At 38.2% G+C, this 24,158-nt stretch carries 21 protein-coding genes and 1 pseudogene; 15 read left to right on the forward strand and 7 right to left on the reverse strand.

Annotated features, from left to right (window positions below):
- Positions 1 to 107 precede the first annotated feature (107 nt).
- The 12 genes and pseudogenes from KC820_RS03260 to ypfJ all read left to right on the forward strand — a co-directional run bounded on the left by KC820_RS03260 (position 108) and on the right by ypfJ (position 14,564).
- Positions 108 to 2,363 (forward strand): YhgE/Pip domain-containing protein, encoded by a 2,256-nt coding sequence (locus tag KC820_RS03260; protein ID WP_212368042.1) that lies wholly within the window; start codon positions 108 to 110, stop codon positions 2,361 to 2,363.
- 157 nt (positions 2,364 to 2,520) lie between these two features.
- The gene (locus tag KC820_RS03265; RefSeq protein ID WP_212368044.1) at positions 2,521 to 3,141 is read left to right on the forward strand and encodes a TetR/AcrR family transcriptional regulator; all 621 of its coding nucleotides are present in this window, start codon (positions 2,521 to 2,523) and stop codon (positions 3,139 to 3,141) included.
- A gap of 112 nt (positions 3,142 to 3,253) precedes the next feature.
- Positions 3,254 to 4,396, forward strand: coding sequence for an acyl-CoA dehydrogenase (locus tag KC820_RS03270; protein WP_144087852.1), 1,143 nt, complete (start codon positions 3,254 to 3,256; stop codon positions 4,394 to 4,396).
- Between the two features lie 19 nt (positions 4,397 to 4,415).
- Positions 4,416 to 6,053 (forward strand): AMP-binding protein, encoded by a 1,638-nt coding sequence (locus tag KC820_RS03275; protein WP_144087853.1) that lies wholly within the window; start codon positions 4,416 to 4,418, stop codon positions 6,051 to 6,053.
- A 23-nt stretch (positions 6,054 to 6,076) separates the two neighbouring features.
- On the forward strand, positions 6,077 to 7,420 hold the full coding sequence (locus tag KC820_RS03280) for an acetyl-CoA carboxylase biotin carboxylase subunit (protein ID WP_144087854.1): 1,344 nt from the start codon (positions 6,077 to 6,079) through the stop codon (positions 7,418 to 7,420).
- A gap of 12 nt (positions 7,421 to 7,432) precedes the next feature.
- Positions 7,433 to 7,642, forward strand: coding sequence for an acetyl-CoA carboxylase biotin carboxyl carrier protein subunit (locus KC820_RS03285; RefSeq protein ID WP_144087855.1), 210 nt, complete (start codon positions 7,433 to 7,435; stop codon positions 7,640 to 7,642).
- A 22-nt stretch (positions 7,643 to 7,664) separates the two neighbouring features.
- Positions 7,665 to 8,564: a hydroxymethylglutaryl-CoA lyase gene (locus tag KC820_RS03290; protein WP_212368046.1), complete on the forward strand. Its 900-nt coding sequence runs from the start codon at positions 7,665 to 7,667 to the stop codon at positions 8,562 to 8,564.
- 14 nt (positions 8,565 to 8,578) lie between these two features.
- On the forward strand, positions 8,579 to 9,358 hold the full coding sequence (locus KC820_RS03295; RefSeq protein WP_212368048.1) for an enoyl-CoA hydratase-related protein: 780 nt from the start codon (positions 8,579 to 8,581) through the stop codon (positions 9,356 to 9,358).
- 30 nt (positions 9,359 to 9,388) lie between these two features.
- Positions 9,389 to 10,915 carry an acyl-CoA carboxylase subunit beta gene (locus KC820_RS03300; RefSeq protein ID WP_212368050.1) on the forward strand — a complete coding sequence of 509 codons (1,527 nt, stop codon included), beginning with the start codon at positions 9,389 to 9,391 and terminating at the stop codon, positions 10,913 to 10,915.
- 70 nt (positions 10,916 to 10,985) lie between these two features.
- Complete coding sequence (locus KC820_RS03305; protein ID WP_212368052.1) at positions 10,986 to 12,632, forward strand: FAD-binding dehydrogenase; 1,647 nt, start codon at positions 10,986 to 10,988, stop codon at positions 12,630 to 12,632.
- Positions 12,633 to 12,808: 176 nt separating this feature from the next.
- Complete coding sequence (locus tag KC820_RS03310; protein ID WP_212368054.1) at positions 12,809 to 13,588, forward strand: Cof-type HAD-IIB family hydrolase; 780 nt, start codon at positions 12,809 to 12,811, stop codon at positions 13,586 to 13,588.
- Between the two features lie 134 nt (positions 13,589 to 13,722).
- Positions 13,723 to 14,564: pseudogene (ypfJ, locus tag KC820_RS03315) on the forward strand (KPN_02809 family neutral zinc metallopeptidase).
- A gap of 11 nt (positions 14,565 to 14,575) precedes the next feature.
- Here the strand turns inward: ypfJ and KC820_RS03320 are convergent.
- The 7 genes from KC820_RS03320 to KC820_RS03350 all read right to left on the reverse strand — a co-directional run bounded on the left by KC820_RS03320 (position 14,576) and on the right by KC820_RS03350 (position 21,773).
- The gene (locus KC820_RS03320) at positions 14,576 to 15,634 is read right to left on the reverse strand and encodes a DmpA family aminopeptidase (protein ID WP_212368056.1); all 1,059 of its coding nucleotides are present in this window, start codon (positions 15,632 to 15,634) and stop codon (positions 14,576 to 14,578) included.
- A 48-nt stretch (positions 15,635 to 15,682) separates the two neighbouring features.
- Positions 15,683 to 17,626, reverse strand: coding sequence for an AMP-binding protein (locus KC820_RS03325; protein ID WP_336511013.1), 1,944 nt, complete (start codon positions 17,624 to 17,626; stop codon positions 15,683 to 15,685).
- Between the two features lie 96 nt (positions 17,627 to 17,722).
- Entirely contained in the window at positions 17,723 to 17,929 is a 207-nt protein-coding gene (locus KC820_RS03330) for a hypothetical protein (protein ID WP_212368057.1), read from the reverse strand.
- Positions 17,930 to 18,474: 545 nt separating this feature from the next.
- Positions 18,475 to 19,419: a DUF6241 domain-containing protein gene (locus KC820_RS03335; protein WP_212368060.1), complete on the reverse strand. Its 945-nt coding sequence runs from the start codon at positions 19,417 to 19,419 to the stop codon at positions 18,475 to 18,477.
- Positions 19,420 to 19,723: 304 nt separating this feature from the next.
- Positions 19,724 to 19,957: a twin-arginine translocase TatA/TatE family subunit gene (tatA, locus tag KC820_RS03340; RefSeq protein WP_144087254.1), complete on the reverse strand. Its 234-nt coding sequence runs from the start codon at positions 19,955 to 19,957 to the stop codon at positions 19,724 to 19,726.
- A 179-nt stretch (positions 19,958 to 20,136) separates the two neighbouring features.
- Positions 20,137 to 20,361, reverse strand: coding sequence for a DUF2188 domain-containing protein (locus tag KC820_RS03345; protein WP_144087255.1), 225 nt, complete (start codon positions 20,359 to 20,361; stop codon positions 20,137 to 20,139).
- A gap of 164 nt (positions 20,362 to 20,525) precedes the next feature.
- Positions 20,526 to 21,773 (reverse strand): D-alanyl-D-alanine carboxypeptidase family protein, encoded by a 1,248-nt coding sequence (locus tag KC820_RS03350; protein ID WP_236782498.1) that lies wholly within the window; start codon positions 21,771 to 21,773, stop codon positions 20,526 to 20,528.
- 180 nt (positions 21,774 to 21,953) lie between these two features.
- On the opposite strand from KC820_RS03350, the gene KC820_RS03355 reads away from it, so the two are divergent.
- From KC820_RS03355 to KC820_RS03365, 3 genes are all read left to right on the forward strand, one after another.
- Positions 21,954 to 22,547 (forward strand): DUF421 domain-containing protein, encoded by a 594-nt coding sequence (locus KC820_RS03355; RefSeq protein ID WP_212368064.1) that lies wholly within the window; start codon positions 21,954 to 21,956, stop codon positions 22,545 to 22,547.
- 81 nt (positions 22,548 to 22,628) lie between these two features.
- Entirely contained in the window at positions 22,629 to 23,066 is a 438-nt protein-coding gene (locus KC820_RS03360) for a YndM family protein (RefSeq protein WP_212368066.1), read from the forward strand.
- A gap of 108 nt (positions 23,067 to 23,174) precedes the next feature.
- Positions 23,175 to 24,149 (forward strand): superoxide dismutase, encoded by a 975-nt coding sequence (locus KC820_RS03365; protein ID WP_212368068.1) that lies wholly within the window; start codon positions 23,175 to 23,177, stop codon positions 24,147 to 24,149.
- The last annotated feature ends 9 nt before the right edge of the window (positions 24,150 to 24,158 follow it).

Raw genomic sequence — 24,158 nt, forward strand, 5'->3', positions numbered from 1 at the left:
ACGGGCATTTGTAGTGAGGTTAAAAATGAATCTGCTCACATATTTTAGAGCTCGACGATATTACCCCTAGATCAGTCAAAATATAGAACAATAAAGAAGGTATATCAATGAAGAACAGCTTGAAAATTTACTCGCGAGATTTAAAAAACATATCACGTAACTGGGTGGCGGCTATTTTAATAGGCGGGCTAATTTTATTACCCTCTTTATATGCATGGTTTAATATAGAGGCTTCTTGGGATCCATATGGCCAAACAGACCAAATACCAATCGGTGTAGTGAATGAGGATACAGGTGGCGAAGTTAGAGGTAACCAAATTAACGTCGGGGAAGATCTAGTTAAAACCCTGGAAAACAATAAGTCGATGGATTGGCATTTCACGGACCGAGAAAACGCAATGGAAGATCTGAAATACGGTGACTATTTTGCGGTAATCGTTATTCCTGAAAACTTCTCTAGCAATTTATCGTCGGTTATCTCTGGTGAACCTGTAAAGAGTGAGATGGAATATTACGTAAATGAAAAGATTAACGCCATTTCACCAAAAATTACGGATAAAGGTGCAAGTACGATTGTGCAACAGGTTAGCAGCAATTTTATTTCTGCTGTAAATGGTGTTATTTTTGAAATGTTTGATGATATTGGTGTAGAACTGAACGATAAATCACCTGATATCGAGCAATTTGAAAATTATATATTTGAGATGGAAAAACAGTTGCCAAAAATTCATGAGCTAGTATCAAGCGGACTTGAAGACACAAAGAATGCCCAATCTATAATTAATAAAGCGAAAAATAAACTTCCACAGGCTGAACAGACAACGAATGATGGTATGCAAATAGTAAATGAAACTGCTAATTTGATGTCAAAAGCCGAAGACCGTCTAAATGAAATGGCTCCGCAAATCGAAGAAGATTTGAAAAAGGCACAAAACACTGCTCAAGATATTAATCAACTACTGCAAGATGCTCGCGATGTAAATATTGATTTCAGCGAAGGTAAAGAGCTACAACAAAATATTGATCGCTCATTAGACGAAGCAACTACCCGTTTAAATGAAATCGAAGCTAAATTAGAGCAGCTAAAAGAGATGAATCAAGAGCAACAGAATAATACCAGCGAAGAAGAAAATAATCAGAACGAGGACGGCTCAACAGACCAAGAAAATAATGAGCAGAACAATAATCAAAATAATAGTAATGATACAAATCAGGTCATCGATGAAGCATTGGAACAAATAAGCACATTACGTGAAGCGCTTGTGGAAATGCAGGAAAATGGACAAAATATTACTGTGTTTATTGAAGATCGAAGACAAAAAGTCGACTCTATTTTCACTGATTTAGAACAATTATCCGCTAACACAGCAAATAATATAGGAAATTTTTTAGAAGATTATAAAGAGAACATTGAACCAGTCGTGAAACAAAAAATTAGCGATTCTCAACAAACACTAGCAAGTGCGAATCAAATTTTAGCAGATATAAAATCGACCATTCCAGAAGTGAAAAATGTATTGAATAATACTGAAACCCACATTGGCGAAGGGCAAGGTGTATTGAATGCATTTCTCGGTGAATATCCATATATAAATAGTAAAATTAACGAACTGGCGGATCGAATTAGAGAAATTCAGGGCGAAACAGACATTAATGAAATTATCGAATTGTTACGAAATGACCCTGAAGCCGAAAGAAATTTCTTTGAAGAACCGGTCAAGTTGGTCAAAAATGAGCTTTTTCCGATACCAAACTACGGTTCAGGAATGACACCATTTTATACTGTTTTGGCGATATGGGTCGGTGGCTTACTGTTGATTTCATTACTGGCCGTTGAAGTACATGATAGAGAAGATCTAACTGGCCGGGAACGTTATTTTGGTAAGATGTTTACTTTCCTTACAATCGGATTATTGCAAACACTTGTTGTAACCTTAGGTGATTGGTTGTTTATTGGTTCGTACATGGCACATCCGGTTTGGTTTGTCCTATTCGGGTTGTTAATTAGTATAGTATTTATGACAATGATCTATACACTAGTATCGGTATTTGGCGATGTTGGAAAGGCAATGGTTATTGTTCTTCTTGTTTTGCAAATTGCTGGCGCAGGAGGAACGTATCCAGTTATTTTATTACCGGAATTGTTTCAGACAATTAGTCCGTTTCTTCCATTTACCTATGCGATTGATCTAATGCGCGAGGCAGTCGGAGGTATTATTTGGAAAGCCGCCATATACGATATAATTATTCTAAGTCTGTTCTGGCTTGGTGCCTTATTATTCGGAACGTTATTTAAAAACATAATCAATAAACAAACAGATAAATTGATGAAAAAATCTAAGGATGCCGGTTTATTTCATTAAAGTTTTACGGTAAATTAAACTCGATTAAAAAATCGAATGATAGAAGAGGCTGAGATGACAATGATGTTATCTCAGTCTCTTTGTATTTTAAAAAAATAAATGAATTGTTTCACTTTTTCAATAAATATGATAATATGATAAAAAAGGTGGGAAGGGTATGGATTTACGTGAGAAAATCATCGCATCGTCGCTAAGATTATTTTCAGAAAAAGGTTTTCACGGTGTAAGCGTTCAAGATTTAGTAAATGATTCAATGACATCAAAAGGTGGATTTTATCATCATTTTTCTTCAAAAGATGAACTTTTATATGTTATCCACGATAAATTTATTTCATATGTTCTAAGTGAAGCACACTCGGCAAAAGAAAAATATGACCGTCCAATGAAACAGTTACATGAAATTTTAAAGGCATCTGTTCATGTGTTTGACTTGTACAATGAACATATTACCGTTTTTTATCAAGAAAATAAGTATCTAAAACAAGAATATGAAGAAATCATCAAGCAAAAACGTAATGAGTTCAAACGAATCATCTACGAAGTGATTAATGATGGTCAGCAATCAGGAGATTTCAGAGAAAGTTTACCTCCAACGATCACAACGATGTCAATTTTAGGAATGGTGAACTGGACGTATAAATGGTATCAACGAGACGGAGATAAAAATATTGAACAAGTATCTTCTGTTTATATAGACCTTTTAATGCATGGACTGTTGACAGATGAAGCTCTAAAAGATTATGAAAGATCTTCACTTTATGCCGAATTAAATTTTTAAGGTAGCTAACAATCGCTTATATTAAAGCGTTTTTATTTAAACGCGTACAGACCAACCAGTCGGTCTTAGTGAAACTGTAGTTTAATGTTCAATCATAAAAGGAGGAAAGTACATGAATTTCGAATTGACGAAAGAACAAGAAATGACAAGAAAGATGGTTCGGGATTTTGCAGAAGACAAAATCAAGCCTAGGGCCATTGATATTGACACAAAGGCAGAATTTCCCGAAGATCTTTTCAAGGAAATGGGAGAACTAGGCTTGCTGGGAATTCCATTTCCTGAAGAAGAAGGTGGCTCTGGAGGCGACACGATTACGTATGCACTAGCCGTTGAAGAAATCGGCCGTGTATGTGGTAGTACAGGACTAAGTTATGCAGCGGCTGTTTCACTTGGTTCAAGTCCGATTTATATGTTTGGTACTGATGAACAAAGAAAGAAATTTTTGAAACCGCTTGCAGAAGGAAAAGCTCTTGGTTCTTTCGGATTGACAGAGCCTAATGCAGGATCTGATGCGGGAGGAACGAAAACAACAGCCAAATTAGAAGGTGACGAGTACGTCATCAATGGGGAAAAGTGCTTTATTACAAACGCTTCCTATGCTAAGCAAATTATCGTAACGGCCGTTACCGGGAAAGATTCTCTCGGAAAGAATATTATTTCGGCATTAATTGTGCCGACTGATACTCCAGGCTTAAAAATTTCTGATAATTACGATAAGATGGGTGTCAGAGGTTCCAATACAGCTGAAATTGTATTAGAAGATGTAAGAGTTCCAAAAGAAAATCTATTAGGTGATCCTGAAGCAGGATTTAAGCAATTTTTACGCACGCTGGATGGTGGAAGAATTTCGATTGCTGCCTTAGGTGTCGGAATTGCGCAAGCTTCATTGGATCGCGCACTAGCTTATGCAAAAGAAAGAAAACAGTTTGGTAAACCGATTTCTTCATTCCAAGCGATTCAATTTAAATTGGCTGATATGGCGATGGAAGTTGAATTGGCTCGCAACATGGTTTTGAAAGCAGCATGGTTGAAAGATAATGGGAAACCATTTACAAAAGAGGCCGCTTACGCAAAGTTGTTTGCAACAGAGACAGCAACGCGTTCTGCCAACCAAGCGATTCAAATACTTGGCGGTTATGGTTACATGAGAGAATACGAAGTTGAAAGATTTTTACGTGATGCTAAACTGCTAGAAATCGGTGAAGGCACCTCTGAAATTCAACGGTTGGTGATTGCTCGGCAATTAGGATGCTAGATTAAAAGGAGGAATCCATATGAGTCTACTAACGTCAACCATTGGCGAATTGCTGGAAGAGAAAGTGAATGAGAGACCGAACCATGAAGCTGTCGTTTATCCAGAAAGGAATATTCGTTGGACGTACAAAGAGTTTGACGACAAAGTAAATGAGACGGCAAAAGCACTCATGGCTCTTGGCATTGAAAAAGGTGAGCATATCGCAATTTGGGCTGACAATAAACCGGAATGGGTTTTGACTCAGTTTGCTACAGGAAAAATGGGCGCCGTATTAGTGACGGTGAACACAAGTTATCAAGCAGCTGAGTTGGAATATTTGTTGAATCAATCAGATGCAACAACATTAATTCTGGCAGAGAGTTTTAAAGGTACTTCCTATGTAGACATCATTAATGAAGTAGCTCCTGAACTGAAAAACAGTAATTCGGGACAATTGAGCAGCGATAAAGTCCCGAAATTAAAACGGGTCATTGTTTTAGGAGAAAGACAAATTGCAGGATGTTACACATGGGATCAGTTACTGCAAAAAGCAGCTGATGTTTCCGATGAAGATCTACAAAAAAGAAAAGAATCACTTCATCATGATGACATTATTAACATGCAATACACTTCAGGTACAACCGGATTTCCAAAAGGCGTTATGTTGACTCACTATAACATCGTCAATAACGGAAAGCAGGTAGCAGAAGGAATGAATTTCACAAGTGAAGATCGCTTATGTGTTCCAGTGCCACTCTTTCACTGCTTTGGTTGCGTGATGAGTACACTGGCAACAGTCTCCAAAGGCGGGACGATGGTGATGATCGAACAATACAACCCCGAAGTTGTTTTACAGGCTGTCCAAGATGAGAAATGTACAGCATTGCATGGTGTTCCGACAATGTTTATTGGTGAATTGAATCACCCTGATTTTGAAAAATTTGATCTTTCGTCACTTCGAACGGGAGTCATGGCTGGTTCCAATTGTCCGAAAGAAGTCATGAATGATGTGATTTATAAGATGGGTGCGCCTGAAGTAACAATCTGTTACGGACAAACGGAAACGTCGCCTGTCTTTACGCAGACTCGTCCGACCGATTCAATCGAAATTCGAACGACATCCGTTGGAAAAGTTCATCCGAACGTTGAAGCGAAAATCGTTGAACCAGGTACAAATCAAACGCTTCCTCCAAATGAACCTGGTGAAATTGTGACTCGCGGATATCATGTCATGGCGGGTTATTACAAAAATAAGGAAGAAACGAATGCAACGATTGATGAGGATGGCTGGTTACACACGGGTGATATCGGAATGATGGATGAGAATGGATATTTTCAAGTGACGGGAAGAATGAAAGATATGGTCATCCGTGGTGGAGAGAATATTTATCCACGTGAAATTGAAGAATTCATTATCACACATCCGGATGTGCTGGACGTTCAAGTCGTCGGTGTACCGGATCCCAAATACGGTGAAGAGTTGATGGCCTGGATTATTCCAAAAGAGGGTGCACGTTTAACAGAAGAAAACATCAAATCTTTCTGTAAAGGAAAAATCTCGCATCATAAAATTCCGAAGTACATGGAGTTGACGGAAGAATACCCAATGACAGCTAGTGGGAAAGTTCAAAAATACCGATTAAGAGAGCGAGCAAAAGATTTGATTCAAATTGACTAGGGCACAATTATAGGAGGGTTATCATGTTTCAATCCATTTTAATCGCAAACAGAGGAGAAATCGCTTCACGTATTATTCAAACGTGTAAGCTATTAAACATTAAATCCGTAGCGGTATATTCCGAACCTGATGAAGATTCACCATATGTCGAAGAGGCTGATGTTGCTTATCCGCTTGGAGGTTCACGTGTCAATGAAAGCTATCTAAATATGGATAAAATCTTTGAAATAGCTAAAGAAGCAGAAGTAGAAGCAATTCACCCGGGGTATGGATTATTAAGTGAAAATGCGTCATTTGCTAGACGTTGCGAAGAAGAAGGAATTACCTTTATTGGCCCGACGCCAGAAGTGATTGAAAAGATGGGTAGTAAATTATCTGCAAGAACTGCGATGGAAGAAGCAGGAGTACCTATTATTCCCGGTACAAACACCCCTGTGGAAACAGCAGCAGCGGCAAAAGAGATTGCGAATGAAATTGGCTACCCAGTCATGGTCAAAGCATCGTATGGCGGTGGCGGTATTGGAATGGAAATTGTACAAAGCGAATCAGACTTGGAGAAAGCAATTGAATCCAATGCACACCGTGCAGAACAATTTTTCGGCAACGGAACATTATTCATTGAAAAAGTCATTGAAGATGCGCACCATGTTGAAATTCAAGTACTAGGTGATCATCACGGTAACGCCGTTCATTTATTTGATCGTGAGTGCTCTATTCAACGTCGACATCAGAAGGTCATTGAAGAAGCACCGTCACCACTTTTAACCGAGGAAACAAGGAAAGAGATGGGTGAAAAAGCGGTTCAAGCTGTCAAATCTCTAGGCTATCGGAATGCTGGAACACTTGAGTTTCTAGTTGATGAAAACCAAAACTACTATTTCCTTGAAATGAATACAAGACTTCAAGTGGAACATCCAGTTACCGAAGAAATTACGGGTATTGATCTTGTAGAACAGCAAATCCGAATTGCGAGTGGTGAAGAACTCGCAATTAATCAAGAGCTCGTTCAGATTCAAGGTCATGCAATTGAAGTAAGGATTTACGCAGAAGATCCAAAAACATTTTTTCCGTCTCCGGGTACAATCGAAGACTTAATCATTCCAAAAGAGCAATTCATTCGGAATGACCAATCCATTAAGAAAGGGTTCAAAATCACTCCTTTTTACGACCCAATGGTTGCGAAATTGATCGTTAAAGGAAAAGATCGAGCTGAGGCTATTAGTCGATTAGAGACAGCCCTTTCGATGTACAAAATCGAAGGAATTAAGACGAATATTCCACTACTTTTAAAAATAGCAGCAAATGAAGCATTTCAAAATGGAAATACTCAAACATCGTTTATCCAAGAACATATTACAAACAAATAGGAGGAATTTATAATGGAATTAAAATCATCAATGGCAGGAAACGTTTGGAAAATTGTATTAAACGAAGGTGACCAAGTCGAAGAGGATCAAGACGTAGTCATTTTAGAATCTATGAAAATGGAAATTCCTATCCCGGCGGAATCAGCTGGGACAATTAAAGAATTGAAAGTGTCGGAAGGTGACTTTGTAAACGAAGGAGATGTTCTCGCTGTCATTGAATAAGCTAGGGAGGCACAGGACATTTATGGACTTACCAGATCAAATCACGATTAAAGAAGTCGGTCCGCGCGACGGCTTGCAAAATGAAAAGAAAGAAATATCTACCGAAGATAAAATTGAATGGATTAATCAACTCTCTGAATCAGGTTTGTCTTACATTGAGATCACTTCGTTCGTACATCCGAAGTGGATACCGCAATTAAAAGATGCCGTAGAGGTTGCCAAGTCCATCAATCGCAAAGAAGGCGTTACTTATGCAGCTCTAGTCCCAAATATGAAAGGGCTAGAGCGAGCATTAGAAGCTGATGTAGATGAAGTTTCAATTTTCATGTCAGCTAGTGAGACGCATAATAAGAAAAACATTAATAAATCAATTGAAGAAACATATCCGGTCTTAAAAGAAGTTGTCACTGGTGCTAAAGAAGCTAAAAAAACAGTCAGAGGATATGTATCAACGGTTTTTGGCTGTCCTTATGAAGGGCCTGTAGATGAAAATCAAGTTGTCGATGTTTGCGAGCGTCTTTTTGATATGGGAATTGATGAACTCTCACTTGGTGACACGATAGGCGTAGCTAATCCGCGTCAAGTGCATGAGTTCTTGTGCAAAATGGAACATGTTCTTTTAAAAGATCAAATTGCATTGCATTTTCATGACACGAGGGGTATGGCGTTAGCAAACACAGCAACTGCTTTGCAGTTAGGCTACCATACCTTTGACGGTTCTTTAGGCGGCCTAGGAGGGTGTCCATATGCTAAAGGAGCTACTGGGAATCTAGCAACGGATGACCTTGTCCATATGATTCATGAAATGGGTATTGATACAGGCATTCATCTAGATCGACTGACCGACGCAGGCTTCTTTATTCAAGATAAAATTGGGAAACCATTACCAAGTAAGCAAATGCAAGTAAGAGCAAAAGAATAAAGGTGTGAGAAACAATGGATACAATTGATTTCCAAATCGTCGATGAAACAATAGGAATTTTAAAGTTGAATCGGCCAAACGCCGCAAATGCTTTTTCATTGAAGCTGATGGACGATTTTAATGAGCAATTAGATGAAATTGAGCATAATGATCAACTGCGTGTATTAATTATTACTGCTGCTGGTGAAAAGGTGTTTTGTGCAGGGGCTGATTTAAAAGAACGAGCATCGATGGATGAAAAAGAGGTTGTCAAAACTGTAGGTAAAATTGGCGATCTTGTCTCTCGGGTTGAGCAGCTGGAAATACCAACGATTGCAGCCATTAATGGTGCTGCTTTCGGTGGTGGATTAGAGTTAGCGCTCGCTTGCGATATTCGCATAGCGAGCAGCTCAGCAAAAATGGGATTAACGGAGACATCGTTAGCTATTATCCCAGGAGCAGGTGGAACACAACGTCTATCAAGACTCATTGGTATAGCGAATGCTAAATATTATATTTTAACAGCGAAACGTTTTGAAAGTGATGAGGCTAAACAAATCGGTTTGGTTCAAGAAATTTTTGAACCGACGGAATTGGAAGGACAATCATTATTGATGGCCAAACAGATTGCCGGCAATGGACCAATCGGTGTCAAAATGGCCAAAAAAGCAATCGATGAAGGCTATGAGTTACCTAAAAGCGAAGGATTACAAGTCGAACGAGCGTGTTATTTAGAAACAATCCCGACGGAAGATCGATTAGAAGGCTTACAAGCATTTAAAGAAAAGCGAAAACCACAGTATGAAGGAAAATAGGTTCTAAAGAGACAGAAAGGGTGTAATGGCATGACGATACAAAATCATGAAGAATTGCGTCAAAAAATTGAGTCCGGTGGTGCGGAAAAATATCATGAGAAAAATAAAGAAAAAGGAAAAATGTTTGTCCGTGACCGATTGAAAGAATTGCTCGATGACGATCTCGATGTCGAAGATGCCTTTTTTGCCAATTGCATGGACGGTTCACTTCCAGCAGATGGTGTTGTTACTGGTATCGGAAAAGTTAATGGACAACGTGTGTGTATTATGGCCAATGATTCGACGGTAAAAGCAGGTTCTTGGGGAAAACGCACAGTAGAAAAAATTCTTAGAATCCAAGAAACCGCAATGAAATTAGAGCTCCCTATGCTTTACTTAGTCGATTCTGCCGGTGCGCGAATTACTGATCAAATTGATATGTTTCCAAATAGAAGGGGAGCAGGACGAATCTTTTACAATCAAGTGAAGCTCTCTGGAAGAGTACCACAAGTTTGTTTATTATTTGGTCCCTCTGCCGCAGGTGGCGCCTACATACCAGCATTCTGTGATGTTGTTATTATGGTTGATGGCAATGCTTCTATGTATCTCGGTTCACCAAGAATGGCAGAAAAGGTTATCGGTGAAAAGGTTAGCCTTGAAGAAATGGGCGGAGCTAAAATGCACACATCTGTTTCTGGTGTAGGTGATGTGTTAGTGAAAGATGAATCTGAAGCGATCGCATATACTCAAAAATATTTAACGTATTTTCCAGCGAACTTTAGAAGCAAACCACCTGTTGTAGAGACGAAATCACCAGCTTCATTTGAAAAGACAATTAGTGAATTAATACCAGAAAATCAAAATGCTCCATTTGATATGTACCAATTAATCAATCGTTTGATTGATGCGGATAGCTTCTGTGAAATTAAGAAAAGATTTGCGAAAGAGTTAATTACCGGGCTTGCAAGAATCGATGGGAAATCCGTGGGGATTATCGCCAACCAACCACGAATGAAAGGTGGCGTATTATTTCATGATTCCGCCGATAAAGCAGCGAAGTTCATTCAATTATGTGATGCATTTAATATACCGCTAGTGTTCTTAGCTGATATTCCAGGGTTTATGATCGGAACACGCGTTGAACAAGCTGGGATTATTCGCCATGGCGCAAAAATGATTTCTGCAATGAGTGAAGCAACTGTGCCAAAAATTTCAGTCATTGTACGTAAAGCATATGGTGCAGGGTTGTATGCTATGGCCGGACCTGCATTTGAACCTGATGTCACCATTGCTTTACCAACGGCTCAAATTGCTGTCATGGGACCAGAGGCTGCAGTGAATGCTGTTTATGCGAATAAGATTGCAGAACTTCCAGAAGAAGAGCGACCAGCATTCATTCAAGAAAAGCATAAGGAATATCAAGAGAATATTGATATTTATCGATTGGCTTCGGAGATGGTCATCGATGATATTGTCGAACCGGACAATCTAAGAAAAGCGTTAGAACTTCGGTTAGATGCCTATCAATCTAAAAATCTTCACTTTACTGAAAGAAAACATGGTGTTTATCCAGTTTAATATTTCATAATTATAGAACCAGCAGCTAATGAAAAATAGCTGCTGGTTTTTCAATGAGGAGGAGATTCACATGAAGTTTGATGCCATTGTAATTGGTGCAGGACTGTCGGGTTTAGTAGCAACGGCTGAGATTGCCGACAGGGGAAAGAAAGTGTTGTTATTAGACCAAGAGCCGGAAAGTTCATTCGGTGGCCAGGCTTGGTGGTCATTTGGTGGACTATTCTTAATTGATTCACCTGAACAGAGAAGAATGGGAATTAACGATTCGTATGAATTGGCTAGGCAGGATTGGTTCGGCTCAGCAAACTTTGACAGGGAGGATGAAGATTATTGGGGAAAGAAGTGGGCAGATGCTTATTTGAAGTTTGCTGCAGATGAAAAACGTACTTGGTTACGAAAAATGGGTATCAAATTCTTTCCAGTTATCGGCTGGGCTGAACGAGGTGGTGGCTTAGCCGATGGACACGGAAATTCAGTTCCTCGCTTTCATATTACATGGGGAACAGGACCTGGAATCGTTGCACCATTTAAGAAACGTATCCGAGAACATATTCAAAAAGGAAACGTTACATACAAGCCACGTCACCGGGTTGATGATTTAATTGTTCAAAATAATGAGGTTACTGGTGTAGTTGGTACCATTTTAATAGATGATCCCGTCGAAAGAGGCAAGAAAAGTTCGAGAGATAAGGCAGGCGAGTTTCAATATCAAGGCGAAACAGTAGTCGTTGCAAGTGGGGGAGTAGGAGCAAACTTTGATTTGATTCGTCGAAATTGGCCAAAGCGATTGGGGAATCCACCGAAGAGAATGCTTTCAGGCGTTCCTGATTACGTCGATGGCAGAATGATCGAAATTACGGAAAAAGCAGGTGCACGAATCGTTAACCGTGATCGTATGTGGCATTATACAGAAGGGATAAAAAATTGGAATCCCGTTTGGTCAGATCATGGGATACGAATATTACCAGGCCCCTCATCTATTTGGTTAGATGCTAAAGGTAATCGATTCCACGCTCCGAATTATCCAGGTTTTGATACATTAAGCACACTTGAAGCTATTATGAAAACAGGCTATGATTATTCTTGGTTTATTTTAACGCAAAAAATGATTGAAAAAGAATTTGCTTTATCCGGCTCCGAACAAAATCCAGATTTAACCGGTAAAAGTATTAAGCAATTGTTGAAACGCTTGACATCTGGCGCACCAGAACCCGTAGAAGCGTTCAAGAAACACGGAGAAGACTTTATTGTCGAAAATGACTTGGAAACCTTAGTAGATCGAATGAATGCATTAAGTGGAGAGAACTTACTTGATTACAATAAAATAAAGAACCAATTGGAAGCAAGAGATCGACAAATTGATCATAAATTTACGAAAGATCTTCAAGTGGCTGCTCTTAGAGGTTCTCGTTTTTTTCGTGGAGACCGGATCATCCGTACAGCAAAACCGCATAAACTGTTAGATGTTAAAAACGGACCTTTGATTGCTGTAAGGTTAAATATATTAAGTCGTAAAACACTAGGTGGACTGCAAACCGATCTGTCAGGACGCGTTTTGGATGCTGCTGGAAATCCACTGAAAGGTTTGTTCGCTGCTGGAGAAGCAAGCGGGTTTGGTGGAGGTGGAATCCACGGTTACCGAGCACTCGAAGGAACCTTTCTAGGTGGTTGTTTATTCACCGGAAAAGTTGTAGGAAGTACAATAGGAGATGCGTAACAATAGGTGACTATAAACTTATTATGTAAAATATTTAGTTGATTATATTAAAGTTATGTAAACTAAATAGATTCCTTCAATATTGTTATGTAAACTAAAACTGCATGAATTTGCGTTTTTAGTATTCCTCGATATAATGGAGCTAGCATTTTGATAAATAGAAAAGAGTGACTGACATGAACAATCAAAAGGTTATTTTTATTGATATCGACGGAACGATCTTGAATTCGGATAAAGAGATACCTAAATCTACAATAGAAGCAATTCAAGAGGCTAAACGTAAAGGTCATCAGGTTATTATAGCGACAGGCCGTGCACCTTTTATGTTTGCAGATTTGCGAAAAGAGCTTGAAATAGATTCTTACGTTAGCTATAACGGTCAATTTGTAGTTTTGAACGAAGAAGTTATTTTCACGAATCCATTAAATATAGACTCATTAATTGAGTTAACAGATGATGCACTTCACCATAATCATCCGGTTGTATTTATGGATCATGAAGATATGAAAGCAAATGTTCCTGAGCATCCTTTCATTGAGGAAAGTATACGGACATTAAAAATTGATTACTTTCCGTCTCATGATCCGTACTATTATAAAGACCGGGATTTATATCAAACCTTACTATTTTGTGAAGAAGGAGAAGAAGCAAGATACGAAGAAAAATATACTGATTTTGATTTTATCCGTTGGCATCCACTGTCTGTCGATGTTTTGCCAAAAGGCGCTTCGAAATCGGTTGGTATTCAAAAAATGTTAACCCATCTAGACGTATCGAGCGAAAATATATATGCATTTGGTGATGGTTTGAATGATATCGAAATGTTAACAGACGTAGAACATGGTGTGGCTATGGGAAATGCATTAACGGAGGTTAAAGCCGCCGCGCGACATGTAACACGCTCTGTCGATGATGATGGAATTTATCATGGCATGAAAAAATTAGGTATTATTTAACCGAAAGCTTGGTGGGATTCCATCAAGCTTTTTTGATGATTGGTTTATAACTTAAATAGCGAGTTGCTGAGGAATATCTACTTACAGAAAGGGGAAGTGAATAAATAGAACATAGAAACGTGACGGATTCACATATGAAATGGCGAGGAAGGAAGCAAAGTAGCAATGTAGAAGATCGTCGCGGTCGAAGTGTGTCCCGTAAAGGTATTGCTGGTTTAGGTGGAGCAGGTCTTATAATTATGGTGGTATTTGCTCTAATTACAGGAAATCCAACGATGATATTAGAGCAATTGTTAGGTATCCAAGGGGAGCAACAATCTACATCCGTACCATATACAGAATCGGAAGAAGATCAAGAACTCGCAGGTTTTGTTTCGGTTGTGTTAAATGATACAGAAGCAGTCTGGTCTGAACGATTCGAAGAAAATGGCATGACATATAAGGAACCGACTTTAGTTTTATATACAGATGCAGTTCAAACAGCCTGTGGATTTTCGAGCTCTGCAGTAGGCCCGTTTTATTGTCCAGGCGATCAAAAGCTATATATTGATTTAAGTTTCTATAACCAGTTGAAAACTGAATTCAATGCATCGGGTGATTTCGCGATGGCATATGTTATTGCGCATGAGGTTGGTCACCATGTACAAACATTGCTCGGTAAAAGTCAGCAATTAAATCAATTGCGTCAGGAACTAAGCCAAAATGAATTCAACGAGTATTCCGTTCGGTTTGAACTGCAAGCGGATTATTACGCAGGTGTTTTGAAGATTTAGGCTATTTGGAACAGGGTGATATTCAAGAGGCATTGAACGCAGCTACTGCTGTTGGAGATGACACCATTCAAAAAAGGACCCAAGGGTATGTCGTCCCCGATAGTTTTACACATGTAACCGCCGAACAACGACGTACATGGTTTCAAGAAGGGTACGAAAAAGGAACCATCGAGGGCGGACAATCACTGGATTTAGATCAATAAACGGTCTTTCATTATAAGTTCATTCCATATTTATTTAAGAGATCAATGATTCCATAACGTGTGTTCCCGTCTCTGCCTGTCACCGTGTTAGCTGTCACTAATGAATTTAAAATAGCCTCTTCAGTAGCTTCACCAGCAGCTCGAAAAGCATCTTCAAGTAATTCTTCGTGTATAAAGGAAAAGGCTAACGGCTCAGAATCCGATGAATGCGGAATTTTTGTTGCAGTTGAAAAACCAATTGCAATATCACCACTTCCGTGACCGATGATTGAACCAGTTCTAGAAAGGCCCGTAACTGTTCGCTTCAGAATTCGCTTCAGCTGTCGATCTAGTACGGGAAGGTCTGTTGCTAGAACAATCATAATTGAGCCTTTATCGGCTGATTTTGAATCATTTAAATGTTTATTTAGTTCAATACCGATTGACCGACCATCAATCGTCAAATCACTTAGATTGCCGAAATTGGATAAAACTAAGACCCCTAATGTATATTGGTTTTCACCGAAGGTCATCTGTCTTGACGCCGAGCCAATACCGCCTTTTAGGGAATAACAAACCATTCCTCTACCAGCGCCGACCGCACCTTCTTCAACGTGATTATTTGCGTTTTCGATTGCAGCTAAAACGTTTTGTTTTGATATAGCATTCTTTCGAATATCATTCAAGATCATGTCATTACATTCACCTACAATAGGGTTGATCGTACCTGTGGTGCGGCCAATTTCAGGATTAAATTCAAGCATATAATCGATTAAATGGTTTGCAGTTATTCCGGCACTTAATGTGTTTGTAAGTAAGATCGGTGTTTCGATTGTGCCTAGTTCATCCAACTGGGGAAGTCCTATTGTTTTTCCGAATCCATTGATTACATGAGAAGCACCAATGACTTTTTCTTTAAACAGATTTCCAGTATGGGGAAGGATGGAGGTCACCCCTGTTTGAATAGCTCCTTCTCCGATTGTCGAATGACCTATTTGTACGCCTTTCACATCTGTGATCGCATTCTTTTTTCCTGGTTGCATCTTTCCAATCGTAACCCCGTAGTCTCTTAATCGCTTCTGTTTATTCATTCTTTATCACCTACACTGGAAAAGCCCACTTCATGTGGGCTTTGATTATTATTTTACTGTATTTAAGCTTCGTATTTGATTAACTGATTCGGGATTTTCCAAAGCAGATAAGTCACCGGCATCTTCACCAAGATATGCGGTTCGAATCGCTCGACGCATCACTTTCGCATTGCGTGTTTTTGGTAAATCCTCAACGATATATACTTCACGTGGTGCTATCGCTTTACCTAACCGATTAATGGCGTGGTTTGTCAGCTCTTCAATTAATTCACTTTCAGGTTTGCTTTGGTCTTTTATAACGACAAAGGCAACAGGAGATTCACCTTTCACCTCATGTGGTACGCCAATTACACCAGCTTCGACAACAGCTTCATGTTCGACATAAATGGACTCCAGTTCGGCTGGACCAATCCGTTTACCCGCTACATTTAACGTATCATCCGACCGGCCAGTGATTGTATAAAAGCCTTCTTGATCGTAAATAACCCAATCGCCATGACACCATGTATCAGGGTAACGGTTCCAATAAGTATTTTCATAGCGTTCATTATCTTGATAAAAACCTTTCGTCATACCTACCCACGGTTGTTTAATGACCAATTCTCCGACTTCATCTTTTACCGATTGGCCATTTTCATCATAAATATCTACGTCCATGCCAGGAACAGCAGCATTAAAAGCTATCGGAGCGATTGGTTTTACGAGTACATTTGTCAAGATACCTCCGGAAATTTCCGTACCACCTGAGTAGTTGATAATCGGCACTTTACGTTTTAGAACCTTTTCAAATAGCCACATCCATGGCTCGTCATTCCAAGGTTCACCAGTAGATCCGACCATCTTTAACGTTGATAAATCATGCTTTGTCGCATACGATTCGTCCATTGTCATTAACGTACGAATTAAAGTAGGAGAGATTCCTAAATGAGTCACTTGATGCTTTTCAACTAATTCCCAAATCCGACTAGGTTCTGGATAAGTAGGCGTACCTTCGAAAACAGTGATGGTTGCTCCATTCATTAGACCACCATAGACTAAGAAAGGACCCATCATCCAGCCCATATCCGTATACCAGAAAATATTATCTTGTTCAGTGACATCCATCATGACACCCGCATCAAATGCTGCCTTAACTGGAAATCCGTGATGTGTATGCAATGTTCCTTTTGGCTTACCCGTTGTACCGGAAGTGAAAATGATCATATAAGGATCATCACCATTTGTATGAACACTTTCGAAATGAGTATCTAACGTTTTTAATTGTTCCCAATCAACATCTCTATCCGCATCCCACGAAACTTCTTGGTTTGTTCGTTGTACGACAAAGACCTTCTCAATGGAAGGGGAGTCGGCTACTGCTTGATCAGCTTCATCTTTTAAGTTGATTTGTTTACCGCCACGATGAAAACCGTCGGCAGTGATTAAATATCTTGCCTGAGCTGCATCGATTCTTGTAGCAATTGCTTCAGACTTATAGCCGGAAAATGCAGGGCAAAAGATAGCGCCAATTTTAGAAATAGCAAGCATTGCAATGATTGTTTCCGGAATCATTGGCATAAATATCGTAAATCGATCTCCAGATTGAGCGCCTTGAGCGACCAATCCGTTGGCAACTTGATTCACTTGGTCTTGAAGATCTTTATAAGTATACGTGATCATTTCTCCGTTATCGCCTTCCCAAATAATCGCTTGATTGTTTTGCTTTTCTACATCATTTGCAAAACGGTCAAGGGCGTTATAAGCAACATTCATTTTACCGCCGTCGAACCATTTAGGGTATTTGGTACCGTTTTCAAGATTCAAGACACTTTGATAAGGCTCAAACCATTGTAAGTTTAATTCGAGGTCAACTTCACCCCAAAATCGTCCGATGTCTTGTATGCTTTCACGAAAGAATTCATCATAATTTTCATGATCAAACCGCTGCATAAAACGGTAAAGACGTGTGTTTTTTACATAATCTGAACTTGGATTCCAAACTGCTTTTGTCACAAAATCCCTCCTGAATTACAGTGTTGAAAATTCTGAATATAAAATTATTATAACTTAGATGTACTTTATTGAGAAGGAAAGACTGATGGGGAGGGATCATCCATAGAAACCAATTGATTTTAATAAGTAAACTCCTGTGAAAACAATCAGCAAAGATGTTAACATAATAAGCGAAGTCGTTTTCTTTTCTTTTGTATCGAACCAAACGATCAAACCAATGATTAGCGTAAATACGAGACCGAAAATAATAGATGCAAACGGTGTTGTCGGTGTGATAAAGTCAAACCAATTAATCGTCAGCATAAAACCACCTCAATTATCTGAATTTTATTACTTATATCTTTGCTGATTAATGAATATTTGTCAAATGTGTCTGCATATGAATTTAATATTGAAAAAAACAAAATTAATGTTGAAGCTGACTGAATGAACGTTGAAGAAATAGGAATTAACCCTGAAGCCGAGCGAATAAACACTGAAGAAATCGAAATTAACGCTGAAGCCGAATGAATTAACCCTGAAGAAAAAGTAATCCAACGACATAACAGATTAAGAAACTTAAAAACTGTATATAAATGATCAAAGACTTAGAAAAACTCAGACAACCGACTAAATTATTCATTTTACTTAAACTTCCGATAATATATATTATGTAAACTAAAATTGAAAGTTATTAAGGACAGCGAACTAAACTGTCCTTTTATCGTCGTTAAGTTATTATCATGCTGTTTCTCAAGATCTATCTCATTAAAACTTTCTGACTCATACCTTCCTTTTGCGCATTAACTAACATCGCAACATCTTCATATAAGGATCTCCAATCTTGCAAATCCGGTAATATTAAAAGATTAATATTCATCATATTTATTTACTAACTCATATAACTCTCTAAATTCTTTCTTTCGTTCTTCATCAGATAAACGCTCCGAATCTTCATGAAACGGCATTGCCTCTCTCACTAACCCTTTCAAATATACTCGAATCTGTTCGCCAGTCGATGAGAAGAAATGCACCCCATATCGAGCGATGTGGTTGCCTATCTCTATCTGTGTTTCATAATCAGCACCGATACCTCTATCAACATCCTTTTTCGCTTGTGCGATAAAATCATCAATTGAATCATACTCGGAATCGCTCATCATTTTACTTGAAGTTGAATCAATATAAAGCATAAATTCATCAGCATTCAAAAATGATTTTCCTTTTCCTTTTTCCATCGGTGGATTCGCATAAGCACTAATATATGCCTGCTCTTCGTGTTCACTTAATCTCCCATGAGCTTTTCCTACTTTTCCACCTTGTAACTCCCATATCGTATTATGATGTTCAACTACGTTTGAAAAATCTCCCTGTTTCCATTCCTCTAAAATCTCTCTATAAGTATCTTCATGTTCTAAACCTTTATATTCGATTTTTTCCAACAACGTATTGATTTTTTCATCAGTCATGAGGATAAAACCTCTTTTCTCATCCGCCTTCACTTTTTGATGGCTCATACGATGAATAAGTGTTTGAACTGTTTCATCATCCCACTCATAAATATTCGAGAACGGTTTGTCATCTTTTTTCATATCATCATTCTGTTTAATCGATTCCTCTTTTAAAATTTCAACTTCTTCATCTTTTTCCTTTACACGATTGGAGACCTCCGAATCTTCTTGCGAATCAGCAGAAACACTTCCTGTCGGTTCTTCCTGTGAATCTATCCATAAAAACGCACCAAAAACCAATCCCCCTGCTATGGCTATGACTGATAAAAAAACAGCGACGAACCTTGCTAATCCCTTAAACATTTAATACCTCCCCTGCGATGATTAAAATGTATGGTACTCGAACTCCAATATAAATAAAATCCCTAGTATAAGTGCAACAATGAATCCAATAGAAGATATAACCAAAACAACCCCCATAAGAATCTTTTTAACCATATAGTCCCCCCAAAAAAAATGATTTGTATTTTTTATTCTATCTTATATGGTAAATATTAACAAACACAAAAAAGAGAGCAAAAATTAAAATCCCCGCTCTCTTTTTGCAATAATGGTAAAATTGTAATTAGGTAGCCTATATACTCGCTTTGTATGATCAAAGTCTATTTTATGAATGGTTGTCTGTTTTTTGTTCGACATTCTTAGTGGACTGTTCTTCTTCCGTTTCACCTTTTTCATCTTTATCATGTTCACTCATTAAATCATTCGTGGACTTCTTGAATTCTTTCAACGTTTGACCGGCCGCTTTGCCGAATTCAGGTAACTTTTTCGGTCCAAATATAACTAATAATAAAATGACAATCAAAATTAATCCTGGTATACCAATTTGACTAAATCCCATTTTGTTACACCTACCTTGCTGAAATGACGTATATTTGTCCTAACTTCTTTTATCATAACATCAAATAAAATCTGGCAAAAGTATTTCTTGTCTCATTCGCTATTTTTAATAAGATAGGACTCCTATTTATTTATAGGAGTCCATGTGCTTGTCATTTATTAGGCTGGATAATCTTGTTACTACCCTCTAGGTGGAAATGGATCGTTTCCATAGCTGTTTGAATCGCTAATTTCACCATTACGATTATGAATGACGTGTTCAGTCTCATCTTTTCGGGCTTTCTCACGTCCTGCGTCAACTGCTAACCCTTTTGTATCATAAAGATCTATCGTCTTTCCGTTCTGAACGTTCTTCCACTCACTTCCATTTGGCACTGTATGAACAGTTGGATTGTTATTTGCCATAATCCTTCACCTCATTTATGTGATGTTACTTCTAATTTTCCCGTTCAGAATTAGAAATAACGATTTAGGATATTAAGTTATTATGACAAAATCGTTATTATTTTTAACGACCTATAACCGTTTAACGAGATGTACTAACCGATTAAAACCCATGCCTTCTCCACTCACCAATTTTTCCGCCAAGGACGATGATCTTTATACGTTTCGATAACGATTGGGGTTTGTTCTTGCTTAATTGTTCTTTTCTTTTTAAATCGTATAAAAAACAAACTAGCAATGATCAGAATGCTGCTAAAGAGTAAAGTGTACATAATGATTCGCAATAATCCGGGACCGTCAGAATCATTTGGATTCGGGTTGGCCTTCCCTCCTGCTGTTGAACCGTAAACTGGTTTATCATCAGTTGTGATTTCCTCTGTTGGAAATTGATATTCAAAAATGGATTCATCAGCTTCATTTCTAATTGATAAAAGCCCGTCTGTCGCAATCTCGGTTGTCCAATCTTGTCCCTTTTTTACGGTAAAAGTGAGTGCTTCATCTAAAACGTACTGCTCACCTTCTTCATCTGTGAATTCCTCACCGGATGAAATTGTTTCTGTTTCATATTGATATCCATATTCAATTAATCGCTCGGTATCCATATAAGCGTGTCTAGGATGTTCCGCATTAAGTGTGACTATGACTAACTCAATTCCATCATCCTCAGCGGTTGTTGACAGAGTAAATCCAGCATCATCTGTGTACCCGTTTTTCACACCTGTTACATCGTCACGTTGTAAAACGAGTTGGTGATGATTTCGTAGTGTTGTATCCCAACTTTCACCTACCCACTTTAATTCCTTGGTTCCAACAATTTCCCGGAATGTTTGATTCTCCATTGCATAAGCAGTAATTAATGCCATATCATAAGCTGTTGTTACATGGTCAGGGTCTGGTAGTCCATGAGGGTTTTTGAACGTAGTATTGGTAACTCCTACTTCATTTCGAACAAAATCAGTCATTCGTTTAGCAAAAGCTTCCTCTGATCCATCGAGATGTTCAGCGATAGCAATTCCAGCATCATTTCCAGAATTAATGAGCAATCCTTGGACAAGCTTTTTTAATGTTACCTCTTCCCCTTCCTCTAAATAAACACGTGTCCCTTCTGTTTCTCGTGCATTTTGACTGACGGTGACGATGTCGTCTAAATTGCCTTCTTTAATCGCCAGTAATCCACTAATGATTTTGGTAATGCTCGCCGGGTACATTTCTTTATCTTTTTGCTTTTCATAAAGAATAACACCAGAGTTGGCATCCATTAAAATCGCTGATTCACTATATAATTCAACCTCATCTTCGTCTGCATAAATAGGACTACTATAAAATAACAAGGAAGTGATCATGAATAATAAGATGTTTTTCAGTATATTCATCAAAAAGCTCCTAAACATTATCGATTTTTGTCGTTTTCATTTTACTAAAAGTATAAGGAATCAAAACATATTGTGCAATTGCTTAATAAGAAAATTAAGATTATTACTATCTAATTCAATTGGTATAAGATGCGCTTGTACATCCAAAATATATACAAGAATAGAAAAGTAGGTGGTTGAATGGTTGTTGTTTGGGAATCGCTTCTGATGGTTGTTGCAGGATTATTTTTGTTGCGTTTTGCCGGCAGAAAATCCATATCACAAATGTCACTCGCTCAAACAGTTGTTATGATTTCAATTGGTTCAATCATCATTCAACCTATTGTTGAATCAAGTGTTTGGCGTACATTATTGGCAGCATCAATGTTTATATTGGCGTTAATCATTATGGAGTATTTACAAGTTAAATTTAATTTTATGGAAAGTTTCATAACAGGTAAATCAAAAATTGTAATTGAGCAAGGTGAATTAAAAACGAAAAATATGAAAAAATTACGTTTTACTGTTGATCAATTGGAAATGCGATTGCGTCAACAAGGAATCAACCGGCTTAGTGATGTGAAAACAGCGACACTTGAACCGAATGGACAGCTCGGCTATGAATTGTATCCGGATGCAAGACCATTGACTGTAGGAGAATTTAAGGAATTAATGAGTCTATATACAGGTTTGCAAGTTCAACAAAATCGAAATAACCTTCAACAAACGTCAAATATATTTGATGAAATGAAACAAAATACCGATACACCGCAATCTCCTGATCAACTAAAGTAACTTCTAATCAAACATCTGGAAAGAATAACTTCTCTTAAATTTCAAAAGCTATAGGTAAATCATTGAAAAGAGGTTAGCTACATGAGTCATTTTAGTTTAATTCTAAGTAAATTTGTTGCGATGTTAGTTTTACTATATATCATTCTTAACGTCATTTTCGGCGTGAATTTCATGAATGTAGTCTGGGTCACATTAATTCTTTCCATTGCCTCTTACTTAATTGGTGATTTGGTTATATTGCCTCGGACGAATAATATTGTTGCATCGGTTGTTGACTTTGTAATGAGCTTTGGATTGGTTTACTTTTTAGTGGATGCATTCGCGTTTGACGGTAACTTATTTACGGCAAGTTTACTATCTGCGATTGGAGTTACTTTGTTTGAAGCGTTCTTTCACAGTTCGGTTCAAACACAAATAGAAGAAGAAAACAACGTAAATCCTGGGCGATACAATTTACAAACAGAGGTATCAGAAGAAATTGACCCACTCATTGACGATGAGGATCGGGATAATAAATAATTATGGGCAATCGCTCCTGTTCCTACATAATAGGAGTGATTGTTCTCCTAATAACCATTTACCTATGTCATACATACAATAAGACGATGACATAAGGAGGTATGAATTATGGATGAACGCAACTCGCTTTATCGATATGTAGAAGATATGGAAAAGTGGCTCGAACAATTTCAGCATACAATGCATGAGTTGGATAAAAATCCGAGTATCGTTTTCGATAACGAAACTCTCCCAACCATTCAGAAGCAGCTTAACAAGCTAATGACTGATGTGAATTATTATAAAAACACCCCACAAGCACTGTACAAAGATTTAATGAATGACCTACAGAAAGAAGCATCTGCTCTATATAATGGATATCGATCAATCCTGCATTCAAATTCCAAGAAAAATGAACAGAAATCTAAGGTGGAAAAGAAATCGAATTCAAAGAAATCTTCGGAAGAAACGTCAGAGATCGTACCTATAGGAGAGCATAAACTTCCTCCCCTCCCCTATCCTTACGATGCATTGGAACCATATATCGATAGTGAAATCATGAAACTACATCATCAAAAGCATCATCAAAGCTATGTAGATGGGTTGAATAAAGCTGAACAAGAGATGGAGAAAGCGAGAAGGAAAAATGATTATGATCTGATTAAGCACTGGGAACGAGAAGCAGCATTTCATGGAGCTGGTCATTATTTGCATACAATTTTTTGGAACATTATGAATCCGAAAGGTGGTGGAAAGCCTAAAGGAGAATTAATGAAGTGTATTAAAGAATCTTTCCATAGTTTTGAATCATTTATTAAACACTTTTCTGAAGCGGCTAAAAATGTGGAGGGTGTTGGTTGGGCCATTCTCGTTTGGTCTCCTCGCTCGCATCGCTTAGAGATCTTACAATCAGAAAAACATCAAGTCCTAACACAGTGGGATGTCATCCCGCTACTTGTATTGGATGTATGGGAACATGCTTATTATTTACAATACAAAAATAAACGTGATGCGTATATAGACAACTGGTGGAATGTTGTTTGTTGGGATTCTGTTTCTAAACGATTTAACCAGGCGAGGAAAGTGAAATGGCAACCCTATTAAAGAACATTC

Origin of the sequence: Allobacillus saliphilus, assembly GCF_018138385.1 — a bacterium.
GTDB lineage: Bacteria > Bacillota > Bacilli > Bacillales > Alkalibacillaceae > Allobacillus > Allobacillus saliphilus.

What these genes read in the sequence shown, in the direction of transcription:
- KC820_RS03295 (WP_212368048.1), top strand. Translation starts at nt 8,579, where the DNA reads ATGGATACAATTGATTTCCAAATCGTCGATGAAACAATAGGAATTTTA.
- KC820_RS03305 (WP_212368052.1), top strand. Translation starts at nt 10,986, where the DNA reads ATGAAGTTTGATGCCATTGTAATTGGTGCAGGACTGTCGGGTTTAGTA.
- KC820_RS03270 (WP_144087852.1), top strand. Translation starts at nt 3,254, where the DNA reads ATGAATTTCGAATTGACGAAAGAACAAGAAATGACAAGAAAGATGGTT.
- KC820_RS03355 (WP_212368064.1), top strand. Translation starts at nt 21,954, where the DNA reads ATGGTTGTTGTTTGGGAATCGCTTCTGATGGTTGTTGCAGGATTATTT.
- KC820_RS03365 (WP_212368068.1), top strand. Translation starts at nt 23,175, where the DNA reads ATGGATGAACGCAACTCGCTTTATCGATATGTAGAAGATATGGAAAAG.
- KC820_RS03330 (WP_212368057.1), bottom strand. Translation starts at nt 17,929, where the DNA reads ATGCTGACGATTAATTGGTTTGACTTTATCACACCGACAACACCGTTT.
- KC820_RS03300 (WP_212368050.1), top strand. Translation starts at nt 9,389, where the DNA reads ATGACGATACAAAATCATGAAGAATTGCGTCAAAAAATTGAGTCCGGT.
- tatA (WP_144087254.1), bottom strand. Translation starts at nt 19,957, where the DNA reads ATGGGATTTAGTCAAATTGGTATACCAGGATTAATTTTGATTGTCATT.
- KC820_RS03275 (WP_144087853.1), top strand. Translation starts at nt 4,416, where the DNA reads ATGAGTCTACTAACGTCAACCATTGGCGAATTGCTGGAAGAGAAAGTG.
- KC820_RS03310 (WP_212368054.1), top strand. Translation starts at nt 12,809, where the DNA reads ATGAACAATCAAAAGGTTATTTTTATTGATATCGACGGAACGATCTTG.
- KC820_RS03280 (WP_144087854.1), top strand. Translation starts at nt 6,077, where the DNA reads ATGTTTCAATCCATTTTAATCGCAAACAGAGGAGAAATCGCTTCACGT.
- KC820_RS03265 (WP_212368044.1), top strand. Translation starts at nt 2,521, where the DNA reads ATGGATTTACGTGAGAAAATCATCGCATCGTCGCTAAGATTATTTTCA.
- KC820_RS03360 (WP_212368066.1), top strand. Translation starts at nt 22,629, where the DNA reads ATGAGTCATTTTAGTTTAATTCTAAGTAAATTTGTTGCGATGTTAGTT.
- KC820_RS03345 (WP_144087255.1), bottom strand. Translation starts at nt 20,361, where the DNA reads ATGGCAAATAACAATCCAACTGTTCATACAGTGCCAAATGGAAGTGAG.
- KC820_RS03320 (WP_212368056.1), bottom strand. Translation starts at nt 15,634, where the DNA reads ATGAATAAACAGAAGCGATTAAGAGACTACGGGGTTACGATTGGAAAG.
- KC820_RS03260 (WP_212368042.1), top strand. Translation starts at nt 108, where the DNA reads ATGAAGAACAGCTTGAAAATTTACTCGCGAGATTTAAAAAACATATCA.
- KC820_RS03290 (WP_212368046.1), top strand. Translation starts at nt 7,665, where the DNA reads ATGGACTTACCAGATCAAATCACGATTAAAGAAGTCGGTCCGCGCGAC.
- KC820_RS03285 (WP_144087855.1), top strand. Translation starts at nt 7,433, where the DNA reads ATGGAATTAAAATCATCAATGGCAGGAAACGTTTGGAAAATTGTATTA.
- KC820_RS03350 (WP_236782498.1), bottom strand. Translation starts at nt 21,773, where the DNA reads ATGAATATACTGAAAAACATCTTATTATTCATGATCACTTCCTTGTTA.
- KC820_RS03335 (WP_212368060.1), bottom strand. Translation starts at nt 19,419, where the DNA reads ATGTTTAAGGGATTAGCAAGGTTCGTCGCTGTTTTTTTATCAGTCATA.